Raw genomic sequence first — 14,942 nt, forward strand, 5'->3', positions numbered from 1 at the left:
CGGCCTAGATTCTGCCTTGAAGTGGGATAATTGTCACGCTTTCTCCCGTTTTTACTGTATCAACAGCAGGTGAGATTTCGATCAAACAGTTTGCCTCACTCATTGAACGCAGAATGCCAGAGCCTTGTTTACCCGTTGTGCGAACGGTTAGACGACCTGTTTCGTCTAGCTCGTAGATACCACGGCTAAACTCGGTACGACCTTGGCGAGAGCGCAGATTTTCTGTCGCAATGGCACTGACTTTAAGTGGCTTCCAACCTTGTTCACCTTGCATCTTACGCAGCGCAGGCTCAACAAAGTTAATGAATGAAACCATTACAGCCACAGGGTTACCCGGCAAACCAAAGAAAGGCTTATTGTTGATTTGACCGAACGCAAGCGGACGACCAGGGCGCATGTTGATACGCCAGAAATCAATTTGTCCCAGCTTATCCAATGCCAGCTTAATGTAATCTGCATCGCCAACGGATACGCCGCCAGAAGTCATCACTACGTCGGCTTGCGCAGAAGCATTTTCGAGCGCTTCAATCATCAACTGCTCGTTATCTTCTAGAATACCGAAATCCAAAATCTCGCAACCTAGCTTCTCTAACATGCCCATGATAGTGAAACGGTTTGAATCGTAGATTGAATTCGCTTTCTGTTCTGTACCAGGCGCCTGAACTTCGTCACCGGTAGAGAACACAGCAACTTTCAACTTGCGGAACACGTTCGCTTCGCCAAAACCAAGAGAAGCAATCATGCCCATCTCGGGAGAGGCTAGGCGAGTGCCTGCGGTAAACACATCGCTACCAATTGCTAAGTCTTCACCCGCTTGGCGAACGTTTTGACCGGTCTTGATGCTTGCACCATTGAACGTGACTGTATCGCCGTCTTGGGAAGCTTGTTCACGCATAACAACGGTATCACCATTGATAGGTGTTGGGGCGCCCGTCATGATTTTCACAGCTTGACCAACTTCTAAAGGTTGATCGTAAGCGTGACCCGCCATCACTTCAGCAACGACTTGGTAGCTACTGCGCTCGACGTCATCACCGCGAATCGCGTAACCGTCCATCGCAGAGTTGGTGTATTGCGGAACATTCACTGGTGACACAACATGATCTGCAAGCACACGACCGTATGCATCTTCAATCTTGCATGCTTCGGTTTCAGCAACCGTGTTCACCAAAGAAAGGATCTTTTCTTGTCCTTGAACCACAGAAAGGAAAGCTGGAGAAAGGGTATCGCAGCAAGCGGCTTCTTTCTCTTTACTCTTTGGTGCTTTCGCTTCTTGAACATACTGAATAACGAACTGGGCAATCGCCTCAAGATCGTTGATGTTCATTTGTGGCAGTTCAGAGTCTAATTCGCCACTGTCTGAAGCAATAGCAATGATGTTTTCATCGTTTGGATGAAGCCAAGGCTTGCCGACTTCTTCACGGTGCAATTCGATCTTAGGAAAGGCAATGTTTTTGCAGCCTTCCACTAGAACCACGTCTAGTTTGTCTTCGTCGAAACGCGTCAGAAGGTAATCAAACTCCGATTCTGACTCTGGCGTTTCTGTCATTAGCGCGAAGCGATTACGAGAAGAGATCAGCATTTGCGATGCGCCTGCTTTACGTAGGCGATGGCTGTCTTTGCCCGGCTGGTCGACATCGAAGTTATGGTGTGCGTGCTTTAGCATACCGATGCGTAAACCTGCTTCGGTCAACTTTGGTAGCAATGCTTCAAGTAGCGTAGTTTTGCCCGTACCAGAGTAGGCCGCAAAACCAAGAATAGGGATGTTTAGCGTGTGTTTCATGATTCGAGTTGTCCAAATTGCGCCAATTCTTCAGGCGTATTTAAGTTGACGAAACAGTTTGGTGAGTCGCTAAAGTCAACGTAACTGGTGTTGCACTCTTTGTAGAGTAGGATGATCTTACGATCGCCACGCTCTAAAAACGCGGTCAGCTTTGGCAGTACGCGCTTGTGATAAAGCGTGAAGACAGGCTGCTGGTGGTTGCCATCATGAGCAACCAAAATATCGGTGTCTTCTTTTACCGCATTGCAAAAACGTTCAACAAGATCTGTGTTGATTTGTGGGCTGTCGCAAGGGACGAAGCCAACCCAATCGGTTTCTGCATGAACTAGGCCCGCGTGGATACCGCCCATCGGACCTGGGAAATCTTTAAATTGATCGCTGAAGACGAAACCAAACGCACGGTAGGCGTCTTGGTTTCGGTTCGCATTGATTAGAATGCGTGGTGTTTGCGGAGATAAACGTTCGATAACGTGTTCGATGAGTGGCTTCTGATTCAGTTCGATCAGACCTTTGTCTTTTCCACCCATGCGGCTGGCTTGACCACCAGCCAAAATGACCCAACTAGTTTGTGTTGGCTGAAGCATATGCGTTCTCTTGGGATGTTTCTTTTAGTATGACATACAAGAGTGGAGACTCTACCAAAGTCTTGTCTTTAATCCACCACTGTTTTTTACATAAATCCGTCAACGCGTTCGCTTGGTGGCTCGTCACAACAATACTAGAACCGCGATCAAGCAGATCTTTTGCCATGATAACCAGACGTTCAATCGACTCTTGGTCGAGAGAGGCACTTGGCTCGTCCATCAACAAAATCGATGGTTTTAAGATCCAAGCTCGTGCCATTGCTACGCGTTGCTTCTCACCGCCGGACAATACAGAGATGTGTTCGTCGGCTAAGGTTTCTAACCCTACCATGCGTAGCGCACTAATAACTTGAGCTCGCTTATCTTTTGCCGTGTCTTGTTGATATTTAACTCCATAAACGACGTTTTCATAAACAGTGCCGTCAAAAAGGTAAGGAGACTGATGGAGATAAATCACGTCAACACGACCATTGCGACGCGTCCACTTCTTCAACCAAGTATCTTTTGGAGCCACCACTTTACCCGTTGAAGGCTTGAGCAAACCTGCAAGGATCTTGAGTAGGGTGGTTTTACCAACGCCATTGTCACCTTTTAGGTAAATCGCGTCGTTTGGACCAATGGCCAATTCAGGGATGTGGAAAAGCACACGCTCTTTAAAGCGCATGGACAATTGCTCGGCGGTAATTTTTATAGTCATAATTCACCCTTACATTGGGTCGATGGCGAGTCGATTGCTTGCTTCATGTTCTTAGATAGCCTTTGCCTCTCATGCTCGATAAGAGGAAGTTGAGCGCTAACGCTAACGATAGTAATACAATTCCTAATGCAACTCCTTGCGCAAAAGCACCTTTACTACTTTCCATAGCAATGGCAGTCGGAATATTACGGGTTACACCCATAATGTTGCCACCAACCATCATTGAACAGCCTACCTCTGTGACGATTCGTGAGAATCCCGCAATGATAGCCGCCAATAAAGGAAAACGTGTCTCCCAGATCATAGTAGCAGCGATACGAGGGATTGACGCACCTAACGTAATCGCTGTTTCAACTGCGCGACGGTCACTTGATTGAAGCGCACCGTGCATCATGGAAACCAGAACCGGAAAACAGACGATCATTTGTCCTAAGATCATGGCTTTTTGCGTAAACAGCATTTGCCAATCACCCAAAGGGCCAGCTCTTGAAAGCATCATGTACAGTAGCAAACCAATCACGACTGTTGGCACCGCCTGTAAGGTGTTCACAATGGACAGCAAGAACCACTTACCACGGAAGTCGGTGTAGGCTAGGACAAAAGACATCAAAATAGACGGCAATACCACCAAAGATATTGCCGTAATAGAAACACTAAAGGAGACCGCAACGATCTCCCATAGGTCTGCATCAAAATTCACCAGTAAGCGCAGGGCTTCTAGTGTTGTATCAGCAAGATTCATATTGCGTTATTTGCTCTCAGCATTCGCAACGAACAATTGTTTGCCATTCAGACGGAAGCCGTTGATCAGCTCTTGACCGCGTGGATTTACCAACCAGTCACTGAAAGCCTTCGCACCTTGGTAGTTGATGGTTGGGTAACGCTCGGGGTTCACCAAAATCACTTGGTACGGGTTAAACAGTTTTTCGTCGCCTTGGAATAGAATCGCAAGATCCAATTTGTTTTGGTAAGCCAACCAAGTGCCACGGTCAGTCATGGTGTAGCCTTGCATTTCTGACGCCATGTTTAGAGTAGGGCCCATGCCTTGACCTACGCTGCGGTAGCCACCAAAGTTTGGTTCCATCTTAGTTTGAGCCCAAATGCCCAGTTCTTTTTTGTGTGTACCAGAATCATCGCCACGAGAGATGAATGTCGCGTCTTTGTTCGCGATCTCTTTGAATACGTCTAGTACTGACGCATCGTCTTTTACTTGTGCTGGGTCAGCTTTAGGGCCAACGATAACGAAGTCGTTGTACATCAGTTTACGTGGAAGGACGCCGTAGCCGTTCTCAACAAACACGCCTTCTGCTTTAGGTGCGTGTGTCATTACCAAATCAACGTCGCCGTTTTCACCCATCTTCAGCGCTTTACCTGTACCAGCAGCGATGATATCCACTTTGTAGCCAGTGTCTTTTTCAAATTGAGGAAGTAGGTAGTCCAGTAAGCCAGAGTGGTAAGTACTTGTTGTTGTCGCCAGACGAATGTGTTCGCCTTCTTGAGCTGAAAAAGCAGAGTAGCTTACAAGAGTGATTGACGTTGCAGCTAGAGTCAGCGCAATTTTTTTCATTTTAGTTGTTTCCTTTCCAATGATTCTTTGGCTTCTTAAGTCTTGGGTTACTAAAGAAGTCGCCAGAGCGTCATAGCGCGCTCATATCACAAGCTACCTTAGGGTAAGGGAGTGAGAAGCGATGGTATTGCATTGATGTCTCCCACATCCTGAGATCACTTGGACACTCCATATAGCAAACAAGATGCCAACATTTTACAAGCCAAAAATGTTTGATTTATGCGCTAATTCATGGACTTATTTGCACAAAAATTTGCGTTGGTACAAAATGTCGCACTTTTTGTAGGGTATCTCTGTTTAAACTTGGTACACTCTGTCCCATTCAAATCCAACTGGGGTAAATATGTCTACTCAATCCCATATTAGTACAAACCAACAATACAACGCTTTTTCAGTACTGGTCGTTGATGATGAACTCGGTATGCAGGCCATCCTTAAAAAGGCTCTGGGCAAACTGTTTTCGCAAGTTGATACAGCGGGCAGCATTGAAGAAGCGGAAGAGCTACGTAACTCACGCCACTACGATTTGATTCTGTTGGATATCAACTTGCCGGGGCGTTCAGGGATTGAATGGGAAGAAGCGTTTGAAGATGACGACAAACGTGCGGATGTCATCTTTATGACCGGCTACGCGGATTTGGAAATTGCGATTCGAGCACTACAGCTTGGCGCGTCGGACTTTATCCTCAAGCCTTTTAACCTAGAGCAGATGCTGAAAGCGGTCAGCCGCTGTATGGATCGCCGTTTGAACGAGCGCATGCAATACGCGATGAAACGAGACTATCAGCGGCACAACACCTCAGAAATTATTGGCGGCTCGGAAAAAACTCGTCAGCTCAAACAGTTGATCACTCAATTTGCACCGTCTCGCGCATCTGTCCTAGTGGAAGGCGAGTCGGGCACCGGTAAAGAACTGGTGGCGAGAGGGATTCACCAAGCAAGTGGTCGAACAGGTCCATTCGTCCCACTTAACTGTGGCGCAATTGCACCAGAGCTTTTAGAAAGTGAGCTATTCGGGCATACCTCGGGGGCTTTTACAGGCGCTAAGAAATCTCGCGAAGGTCTTTTTCGCGTAGCCAATGGCGGCACATTATTCCTTGATGAAATCGGTGAGATGCCTTTATCCATGCAAGCATCACTGCTGCGTGTGTTAGAGCAACGTACGATTCGTCCGGTAGGTTCAGAGCGTGAAATCAGCATTGATGTTCGTATTGTCGCCGCGACCAACCGCAACCTGCAAGAAGAGGTCAACAAAGGTAACTTCCGTAGCGACCTTTACTATCGTTTAAACGTATTGAAGATTGAAGTTACTCCTCTGCGTGAGCGTAAAACTGACTTGTTTGAACTGGTTCCATACTTCAGCAATATGCTGACCAATGAACTGGGTATGCAAGCACCGAAGTGGGCGCATGAAGATATGGAAGCCATGAGTGAATACGATTGGCCGGGCAACATTCGTGAGCTTAAAAACCTTATTGAGCGTTGCATTCTGCTAGGTAAACCGCCGGCGCATCACTGGCGTGAACTCAATGGCGGTCATGCTTTACCTAATGTTTCCATTACCGTGTCACACAGTGAAGAATTGCCAACCTTCAAAGAGGGCAAAGAGTTCTCCGGTGAAGGCTATCCAAACACTTGGACACTAAAAGAAGTGGAAAAAGCGCATATCCAACAATTGGTTAATTTGCACGAAGGTAACAAGTCAGCGGCGGCTCGAGATTTAGGAGTGGCACGAAAAACGCTAGAGCGCAAATACAAAGAGTGGGATTCTGAGGACGAGGATTATGCCGAGTAGTAGTTGGCAGCAACACAAAGGATTGTCTAAATGGACGTACCGATTCAAAACCATGGTGCGTTATCGACTGTTGATTTTGACATCTGCGCCAATCTTCTTAACGCTGATAGCCCTTATTGGCATTACGATCTATTGGTCGATTCACTATACGTGGCAAAACGCATTATTAGACGTTTCGGAGCGTTTGGGTGTCGCCAATAACAGCATTACGCTGCTGCAACAAAAGCAGGCGAACTACGTCAAATCGTTCGCGGATTCTTATGACTTCCGTACCCGAGTGAACCAAAATGTCCCACAGGCAGAGTTGCAAAAGTGGGTGACGGCGCAGAAAAAACGCTACGGTTTGGACTTTTTGTCCTTCCAACGTGTTAATTCGATGGAAAACAAATTCCGCTTTATGGATTTAACTAAGCGCGAATCTTTCTTCGATGTTCTGGACAGAAAAGAGCTGGAAAAGCTAGACCCTGAACTCGCCAAACGTGCTGAAGTACCGATTCTAAAAAGCGGTGGTGTAGAAGCACGTGGCTTGGTGAGCCGCACCGTGATCCCAGTTTACAGCCAGCATAACGACTTAATTGGTTTCTTAGATGGCGGTTTGCTGCTCAACAATAGCACGGTATTGGTCGATCAAATTCGTGATCTAATCTATTTAAGTGATAACGACACCCTCCGCCCCGTGGGGACTTTGACGGTATTTTTGGATGATCTTCGTGTCAGCACCAACGTTCCTTTAGACAGTGACCAACGTTTGGGGCGCGCGATCGGTACGCGAGTAAGTTCTGAGGTATACAACAAGGTATTGGCGGAAGGCGAGCAATGGGTCGACCGCGCGTTCGTCTACGATGCTTGGTATATCACCGCTTATCAACCAATCAAAGACCAGTACGATAATGTCATTGGTATGCTCTACACTGGTTACTTGATGTGGCCATTTGTAAAAGCCTACATGACCAATATCGTCGAGATAAGCTTAATCACTTTAATGCTGCTCTTAGTTTCTGGTGTGATGGTGTATCGCGGGTCACGAGACTTATTCCGTCCAATTGAACGCATCCATAAAGTCGTGAAATTAGTCCAGTTGGGCAAAGAAAAACGTATTGGTCCATTAGGGTTGGATGAACACCATGAGCTGGCTCAGTTAGCGCGCCAGTTCGACAACATGCTTGATGCTTTGGAAGATCGTAAAGTCGAGCTGAAGAACTCTGCCATGCAGCTGGAGGGTAAAGTTCAACAACGTACGGCGAGTTTGAAAGACAAAACTGAAGAGCTTGAACTTCATATTCAATTGCTTAACCAAACCCGTGACAAGCTTGTGGTCAACGAAAAGCTTGCTGCACTGGGTGAGTTAACCGCGGGTATCGCCCACGAGATTAACAACCCAACCGCAGTGATTTTGGGGAATGTTGAGCTGATTCAGTTTGAGCTAGGTGAAGAAGCAAGCCGCGTTCAGGAAGAAATAGATGCCATCCACGCTCAGATCGACCGCATTCGCAATATCACGCGCAGCTTACTGCAATACAGCCGCCAGGGTGGTGTACAAGACGAAATTACGTGGCAGCACGTGAATCCAATCATCGATGAGAGCATCACGCTGGTTAAAACCGGCACTAAAAAGCGCGACATCGAGTTTGTCACCGATCTACAAGCCCATACTTCGGTCGAGATCAATCGCCATCACTTGCTGCAGATTCTGGTGAACTTGCAGATGAACGGCATTCACGCGATGGACGGCAAAGGTAAGCTAACCGTTGTGAGTGAAGATTGGATTGAAGACGGCGAACTTAAAGGCGCAGCCATTCATGTCACTGATGAAGGTTGCGGTATCAAGCCAGAAAACTTAAGCCGTATCTTCTCTCCGTTCTATACCACTAAGCGCGATGGCACCGGGCTAGGGCTTTCTGTTTCGCAAAGTATTCTTAGTCAAACAGGCGGCGAGCTAAAAGCCGAATCGGAATGGGGCAAAGGCAGTACGTTCAGTATCTACTTGCCAAAGAAAGCCGAACTATTGCTTGAGGTAACGAATATCGCTTAACCTGCGATTCAAATTAGCCAACGCGCAAAGAAAAAGGGTCAGTGTAAATCACTGACCCTTTTTGTATCTGTTCTTCTCTAAACGCGAGAGGAATACATCTAATTAACCCGTATGCACTGCAATCTTCGGAGGATTGATACCGTGCTTTTTGAACTCTTTCATTACGCGTAGAGTAATGTCGGTTTCAAACAGCTTCTCGTAGGCAGTATCTACCACATAAGCTTTACATGTTAACTGAATTGCTAAGTAGTTATCCGTAATGGTCTGCTTGACAAGAACCGTTACCGGCTTAGGTAGGTGAATATAACGACTTGAAGACGCCGCTTCCTGAATCAAGTCACGCGCTAACGTAATGTCTTCATTCATGCCCACATAGAACGGAATCACCACCTGCATATCCAGCGCACCGTAGTTACCGCTGACCACAACTTCACTCAAGAACTTGTTGTTTGGAATCGTAATGATGTCATCGGTTAGGGTACGCATACGCACTGAGCGCAAACCAATCGCAATAATATCGCCGTAGTTGCCTTCGAACGTGACGCGGTCACCCACTTGGAATGGACGGTCAACCATAACCGTCATACCCGCGATAAAGGAAGCGGCTAGGTCTTTCAATGCGAAACCAACCGAAACCGCTAACGTACCACCAATCAAAGCAAGGATTTGATCGTTAATACGGAAGCTCATCATAAACACGACAGAGCCAGCGGTTAAGTAGATAAAGAACTGCAAGAAAGATTGAAGCTTCTGTAGTACCATTCGGTATTGCACGAACTGGCTACCAATACTTTCTACCATCGAGTTCATGAACTTAAGCAATAGCCACGTTGAGGCAATCACAATAATGGAGAAGAACACGCCGCTCCAACGAATTAGGCTGGCAATTTGTGAGATATTATCCACACTCGCGATTTCTTCAGTCGCCAATGCAGAGGTGCTTAATAGCGATAACGCTAATACGGTGAGTAGTTTCTTCATCGTTATTTCACCAATAAATGTTGACGGTCGAGAACGTTGGTAATGTGACGGAACCAGTGATCCGACACGCGAGCTTTGTCTTCACTCCACTCAATAAAGCCGCGGCTTTGGAAGTAGCGCAGCGTACCGATAACTTCGGCAATACTCAGTTGCGTACATTCAGATAGTTCTTCTGGCGATGCCACCTCAAGCTGAACAATTGAACGCAGCACGGCTAGCATTGGCTTCGGCATTTTCTCTAGCTCTTGAGACTCTGGTGCGTGGAACAATCGAACCACTACTTGTTGCGTCTCTTTGTTCTGACGAAGAGAGAGGCGGAAGAAGCGTAGCGCAACCGTTGGGTTACCATCTGAGTAATGCCACAGAATACGGTAGAAACCTTGCTTCGCACGTTCTTCCTCGGTGATGTCTTCTTGATCCCATTGTTTGGGTACAACAAGGCCATCAAATGTCACTGGGTTCTCAATCTCTTGGTTAATACGTGTATCAAACAGAGCTGAGAGTTGTTTCTCGCTCCAGCGCGGCATAAACGCCACCCAGTCAAACAACAAACGTTCGCCACGAGCACGGTCGACGAAACGCCAGCTCGCTTTCTCAATCGCCATGACAACACGATGGTTCTTCTTAGAGCGACGCAGTAGGTTCGTCAACTTAATCAAGTCGCCCAAACCGCCAACCATTGGCTTAACTAATCGTTGAGCGTTATCGACTGCAATGAGGTAAGAAGTGTCGCTTTTACGTAGGACAGAAAGCACTTGAATCTCAGATGCGTCTTCTTCTAATCCTAATTGCAGAGCGAGCTCTGACAGTAGTTCACTGTAGCCTGCGTAAGGGCAGTTCAAGTAAATTGGTTCAGCATTTTTTACTTTGCTCAGCATAGTGCGCAAGAAGGTTGTTGTACCAACGCCTCGCTCACCGGAAACTACGCAAACCGCAGGGCTGTCTGTGAGAAGGTATTTGGACAGCAGTTTGATTTCATCAGAAGCGTATTCCACCAACTCACTGTCTTCGCTACCAGGGAGGATATACTCGAACGTTTGTTCGCCTTTGATTCTCACCAGATTGGTGTCGCCACCTTTATTGCCCGTTTGCTTGGCAACTTCGATGCGGAACAAGTACGCCAGCGCTTGGCTAAACATGGTGTAATTAGACAGCATTGCAACGATACGATGCTTGGAGCTGTGTAGCATGATCCACACTGCACAAATCGCAGTGCCAATGATACTCAGGAACAAAGTGTCTTTGCGGCGCAGAGACCAGTTTACCCAAACCGGACGGTCAGAAAGCTTCTCTGTGACTTCGAACACCTTTTTACGCCATAGGCGCAACACAGACAATGTCACCAAGACAAACCAGAAGAAAAGCGCACTGTAGATCCAAGAGTAGATGGTGCCTTTACCCAAGGTACGAATGGAGATTTGCAGAATCACACCCGCAACAATGGCGCTCCATACGTAACGACGAATGGTCGAAAGGCGTAGGGCAATGACTTCCTTACTGGTACTGCGACTGTTGCGGTAAGCAAATTCGAGGATGAAGCTAATTGCGATTGAACCACCCAGAACCCACCAAGTGAAGATTTCTAGAATGATTAAATGCTGCAAGCTTGGGATTTCTGATAGCACGCGCAGAGAGAGCGTAATGGCAATCAACCAAGCAATGGCTCTATGCGCACGGCTGAAATACCAAATCAAACGCACCCAAATCGGCGGCTTAGCGACGTTATCCAGTTGAGTCTCGCGGAATAGATTGATGATGCGCTTACTATTGGTTAGCCACCACACCAAACCGAAGTAGATGAACAACACTTTGACGCCAGCCCAAACGACCGGGATTGGCGAAATTAGAATCTCCTTGATCAGAGATTTGAAAGCACGAATCTGGAAGAACACTAAGTATTCAACATTAAGCTGTGTTTGACGCCACTCTTGCTTAAACTGAGTCACACCGTACGGACCAAAACCGGTCAGTTTGTCATGCGTGATGGGATCAGTAAGTTCCAGCAAACGCTCTTTACTTTGTCCAAGGCTGTTCAGTGTCAGGTAGCCGGATTGCGTCTCAAACCATTCGCTGTCTTCACCGGACTCACGATAAGTCTGTAAGTGCTTATCAAAGATAAGGGTCTGTTTGCGCTGCTCATTCATTACTGCATTGAGCAGTTGGTTGACCTTACGTTTGTCTTGGTCAGACATAAACAAAGGCTCTGGCAGCTTATTGATCTCCTGAGTGATCTCTTTTGCCACTGGCAGTATTTGAGGCTCAGGTTGGAATTCGTACTCCCACTCAGCGTGAGCAGGTAAAGAAAGCACGAGACCGACTAGCATTAAAATGCGCGCCATGAAATGCATAAAATTCTCTTAAAACTTAGAAGGTTAGAGTTAGTGTAGTTGCTTTATCGCGATATGCGAGTTTTACCAATTAACCGTGTGCAATGTTGCGATTTGTTTTGAAAACTGACGTTTAATAAAAGCATAGCGTACGGAACTAATAAAAGGGGGCGCACTATAAACCCAATTTCATGGGGTATGTCAATGCTTAGTCATGACGAATTTTTGTCTCAAATTTGAGTCAGTTAGGGCAAGTGACCTTATTTTTAGCAAGGTTTATGTTGGCTAAATCTCAAAAATCCGTCCGCGAAAGAGTGCTTTTTCTCATTAATTAATAAAAACAAAACTTGAAGTGTGTAGCCTTAAGCAGTAACGTTGCGCGGTTTTTCCTAATAAACTTGAATTGCTAAGGTAAAGGTTTTGATTTCCACAGCGAATATTACTCAACAATTTGGCGCTAAGCCGCTATTTGAAAACATCTCAGTTAAGTTCGGCGAAGGTAACCGCTACGGCTTAATCGGGGCTAACGGTTGTGGTAAATCAACCTTTATGAAAATCCTGAGTGGTGAGCTTGAGCAAACAAGCGGTAACGTAAGTTACGATCCAAACGAGCGCGTTGCAAAGCTGAACCAGGACCAGTTCGCGTACGAAGAATTCACTGTAATCGATACAGTAATCATGGGTCATAAAGAGCTATGGGAAGTGAAGCAAGAGCGTGACCGCATCTACTCACTTGCTGAAATGAGCGAAGAAGACGGCATGAAAGTGGCTGACCTAGAAGTTCAGTTCGCGGAAATGGACGGTTACATGGCAGAAGCGAAAGCGGGTGAGCTTCTTCTTGCTGTAGGTATCCCAATGGAGCAACACTTCGGTCTAATGAGCGAAGTTGCACCGGGTTGGAAACTTCGTGTGCTTCTAGCACAGGTTCTATTCGCAGACCCAGACGTTATGCTTCTTGACGAACCAACCAACAACTTGGATATGGACACTATCCGTTGGTTGGAAGACACGCTAAACGCGCGTAACTGCACAATGATCATCATTTCGCACGACCGTCACTTCCTAAACTCAGTATGTACGCACATGGCTGACTTGGATTACGGTGAGCTACGTGTTTACCCAGGTAACTACGACGAGTACATGACTGCTGCTTCTCAAGCTCGTGAACGTCTACTAAACGACAACGCGAAGAAGAAAGCACAAATCGCTGAGCTGCAAACGTTCGTTGCACGTTTCTCTGCAAACGCATCGAAAGCAAAACAAGCAACTTCACGTGCGAAGCAAATCGACAAGATCAAACTGGACGAAGTGAAAGCGTCTAGCCGTCAAAACCCATTCATCCGTTTTGAACAGTCTAAAGAGCTATTCCGTAACGCTCTGATTGTTGAAAACCTAAGCCAAGGTTTTGAAGACGACCTGTTTGCTAACTTCAATGCAATTTTTGAAGTCGGTGAGCGTGTTGCAATCATCGGTGAGAACGGTGTGGGTAAAACAACTCTACTGAACACACTTGCTGGTGTACTAGAACCACGTACTGGTGAGTTCAAATGGTCTGAGAACGCGAACATCGGTTACTACGCGCAAGACCACGCACACGACTTCGAAGAAGACCTAAACCTAACTGATTGGATGGGTCAATGGCGTCAAGAAGGCGATGACGAGCAAGTGGTTCGTAGTTTCCTAGGTCGTATGTTGTTTGGCCAAGACGACATTAAGAAGTCAGTAAAAGTACTGTCTGGTGGTGAGCAAGGTCGTATGCTGCTTGGTAAGCTAATGATGCACAAACCAAACATGCTGCTAATGGACGAACCAACCAACCACATGGATATGGAATCGATCGAATCATTGAACACGGCACTAGAGCAGTACAAAGGCACATTGTTCTTCGTATCGCACGACCGTGTATTCGTAGACTCGCTAGCGACACGTATCATCGAAATCCGCGATGGTAAAATCACAGACTTTAAAGGTACTTACTCTGAGTTCCTAAAATCTCGTGGTATCGAAGGTTAATCCTTCTTCCGAATAAAGAAAAAGACCTCATCGCGAGGTCTTTTTTTATGTCTATTCTTTGTGAGCGCTAATGCTTTGCTAGCGCTAGGTTGTGGCGTTCAATCCTTAAATTGCCTCATTAGATAAGCATAAATCCCAACGAGCCCGAAGGTAATGATCATCGAAACGATGATGCCGCTAGGGGTGAGTAGATAATTCCACAGCTGATCGTTGTTCATAGTTCACATCCTTTGTGAATCCACATGATAGTTTAAGATCTACCTCATCTGATGACTTAGTGAGAGGTTATTGATTCCCTTTCACGTCAAAATCAATCTTCTCTGCACCAGTAAAGACTTCGAAGCGTAAGCCTTTCGCACGAGCGATGGTGGTGATGCCAAACTTTTTCGCCAGATCCAAACCCATTTGAGTTACGCCCGAGCGAGAAAGCAAAACAGGGATACCCATCTGCGCCACTTTAATCACCATCTCTGATGTAAGGCGGCCCGTTGTGTAGAAAATTTTATCTTCACCGGTTTCTTGGTTAAGCCACATTTCACCCGCTAGCGTATCAACCGCGTTGTGACGACCAACATCTTCCACAAAAGACAGCACTTCATCGCCTTTACATACCGCACAACCATGCACCGCACCTGCTTTTTTGTAGGTATCGTTGTAATGCGTCAATGCTTCAAGCGCCGCGTAGATTTCAGATTGCTTCAAAGGTACTTGTGGCACTTGGTAATCTTCAAGCTGCTTCATCACGTTGCCATACATAGTGCCTTGACCACACCCAGACGTTACCGTCTTCTTCTTCAACGCGCCTTCTAGGTGCTCAGTATTTTCTTTGGTGATAACCGCAGCTGAGTGGGTTTCCCAGTCAATAATGACTGATTCAATCGCTTCAGGATCAGACAAGAAGCTCTGGTTTTTCAAATACCCCAACACAAGTGCTTCAGGGCGAGAGCCAAGCGTCATTAGCGTAACGACTTCCTTCCAGTTCAACATCACGGTAAGAGGGCGCTCACAGGCGATCTGCTTAGTCAGCTTTTCGCCGTATTCGTCAAACACTTCTACTTCGATGGTCTGTAGGGGATTTTCACTGGTTTTAATAATGTTTGGTTTTACCACAGTCATGTCCTAATGAATGAGAGAGCCAATGCACGCTCTCATTAATGGGTCTA

Annotated in this window: 11 protein-coding genes; 3 read left to right on the forward strand and 8 right to left on the reverse strand. The window is 46.5% G+C overall.

The features are described 5' to 3' along the window. Window positions 1-4: 4 nt before the first annotated feature. Genes KIO97_RS24020 through KIO97_RS24040 form a run of 5 tightly spaced genes read right to left on the reverse strand, consistent with a single transcriptional unit; the run spans window position 5 to window position 4,631 of the window. Window positions 5-1,783, reverse strand: a complete 1,779-nt coding sequence (locus tag KIO97_RS24020) for a bifunctional molybdopterin-guanine dinucleotide biosynthesis adaptor protein MobB/molybdopterin molybdotransferase MoeA (protein WP_285384153.1) — start codon at window positions 1,781-1,783, stop codon at window positions 5-7. Then, window positions 1,780-2,367 (reverse strand): molybdenum cofactor guanylyltransferase MobA, encoded by a 588-nt coding sequence (gene mobA, locus KIO97_RS24025; RefSeq protein WP_285384154.1) that lies wholly within the window; start codon window positions 2,365-2,367, stop codon window positions 1,780-1,782. Before mobA ends, KIO97_RS24020 begins: the two co-directional genes overlap by 4 nt. Beyond that, a complete protein-coding gene (locus KIO97_RS24030) occupies window positions 2,345-3,064 on the reverse strand; it encodes an energy-coupling factor ABC transporter ATP-binding protein (RefSeq protein WP_285384156.1) in 720 nt (239 codons plus the stop codon). The genes mobA and KIO97_RS24030 overlap by 23 nt, the downstream gene beginning before the upstream one ends. Before the next feature lie 43 nt (window positions 3,065-3,107). After that, complete coding sequence (locus KIO97_RS24035; RefSeq protein ID WP_005427748.1) at window positions 3,108-3,806, reverse strand: ABC transporter permease; 699 nt, start codon at window positions 3,804-3,806, stop codon at window positions 3,108-3,110. A 6-nt stretch (window positions 3,807-3,812) separates the two neighbouring features. Next, the gene (locus KIO97_RS24040) at window positions 3,813-4,631 is read right to left on the reverse strand and encodes a substrate-binding domain-containing protein (RefSeq protein ID WP_010448262.1); all 819 of its coding nucleotides are present in this window, start codon (window positions 4,629-4,631) and stop codon (window positions 3,813-3,815) included. A gap of 343 nt (window positions 4,632-4,974) precedes the next feature. On the opposite strand from KIO97_RS24040, the gene KIO97_RS24045 reads away from it, so the two are divergent. After that, complete coding sequence (locus KIO97_RS24045; RefSeq protein ID WP_285384157.1) at window positions 4,975-6,426, forward strand: sigma-54 dependent transcriptional regulator; 1,452 nt, start codon at window positions 4,975-4,977, stop codon at window positions 6,424-6,426. After that, a complete protein-coding gene (locus KIO97_RS24050) occupies window positions 6,416-8,458 on the forward strand; it encodes a cache domain-containing protein (RefSeq protein WP_045380450.1) in 2,043 nt (680 codons plus the stop codon). Before KIO97_RS24045 ends, KIO97_RS24050 begins: the two co-directional genes overlap by 11 nt. 102 nt (window positions 8,459-8,560) lie before the next feature. Here KIO97_RS24050 and KIO97_RS24055 read toward each other — a convergent pair whose 3' ends face one another. Both KIO97_RS24055 and KIO97_RS24060 read right to left on the reverse strand, forming a co-directional pair. Continuing rightward, window positions 8,561-9,439 (reverse strand): mechanosensitive ion channel family protein, encoded by an 879-nt coding sequence (locus KIO97_RS24055; protein WP_005427576.1) that lies wholly within the window; start codon window positions 9,437-9,439, stop codon window positions 8,561-8,563. Window positions 9,440-9,441: 2 nt separating this feature from the next. Continuing rightward, entirely contained in the window at window positions 9,442-11,787 is a 2,346-nt protein-coding gene (locus tag KIO97_RS24060; RefSeq protein ID WP_285384158.1) for an AAA family ATPase, read from the reverse strand. Between the two features lie 399 nt (window positions 11,788-12,186). On the opposite strand from KIO97_RS24060, the gene KIO97_RS24065 reads away from it, so the two are divergent. After that, entirely contained in the window at window positions 12,187-13,779 is a 1,593-nt protein-coding gene (locus KIO97_RS24065) for an ABC-F family ATPase (protein WP_005427581.1), read from the forward strand. Between the two features lie 285 nt (window positions 13,780-14,064). Here KIO97_RS24065 and KIO97_RS24070 read toward each other — a convergent pair whose 3' ends face one another. After that, on the reverse strand, window positions 14,065-14,889 hold the full coding sequence (locus tag KIO97_RS24070; protein ID WP_285384159.1) for a formate dehydrogenase accessory sulfurtransferase FdhD: 825 nt from the start codon (window positions 14,887-14,889) through the stop codon (window positions 14,065-14,067). Window positions 14,890-14,942 lie beyond the last annotated feature (53 nt).

It is taken from the genome of Vibrio sp. B181a, assembly GCF_030248375.1.
In the GTDB taxonomy this organism is placed as follows: Bacteria; Pseudomonadota; Gammaproteobacteria; order Enterobacterales; family Vibrionaceae; genus Vibrio; species Vibrio campbellii.

Excerpts from the sequence above, each read along its gene's own strand:
- KIO97_RS24035 (WP_005427748.1), bottom strand. The coding sequence starts at position 3,806 with ATGAATCTTGCTGATACAACACTAGAAGCCCTGCGCTTACTGGTGAAT.
- KIO97_RS24020 (WP_285384153.1), bottom strand. The coding sequence starts at position 1,783 with ATGAAACACACGCTAAACATCCCTATTCTTGGTTTTGCGGCCTACTCT.
- KIO97_RS24040 (WP_010448262.1), bottom strand. The coding sequence starts at position 4,631 with ATGAAAAAAATTGCGCTGACTCTAGCTGCAACGTCAATCACTCTTGTA.
- KIO97_RS24050 (WP_045380450.1), top strand. The coding sequence starts at position 6,416 with ATGCCGAGTAGTAGTTGGCAGCAACACAAAGGATTGTCTAAATGGACG.
- KIO97_RS24030 (WP_285384156.1), bottom strand. The coding sequence starts at position 3,064 with ATGACTATAAAAATTACCGCCGAGCAATTGTCCATGCGCTTTAAAGAG.
- KIO97_RS24045 (WP_285384157.1), top strand. The coding sequence starts at position 4,975 with ATGTCTACTCAATCCCATATTAGTACAAACCAACAATACAACGCTTTT.
- mobA (WP_285384154.1), bottom strand. The coding sequence starts at position 2,367 with ATGCTTCAGCCAACACAAACTAGTTGGGTCATTTTGGCTGGTGGTCAA.
- KIO97_RS24055 (WP_005427576.1), bottom strand. The coding sequence starts at position 9,439 with ATGAAGAAACTACTCACCGTATTAGCGTTATCGCTATTAAGCACCTCT.
- KIO97_RS24060 (WP_285384158.1), bottom strand. The coding sequence starts at position 11,787 with ATGCATTTCATGGCGCGCATTTTAATGCTAGTCGGTCTCGTGCTTTCT.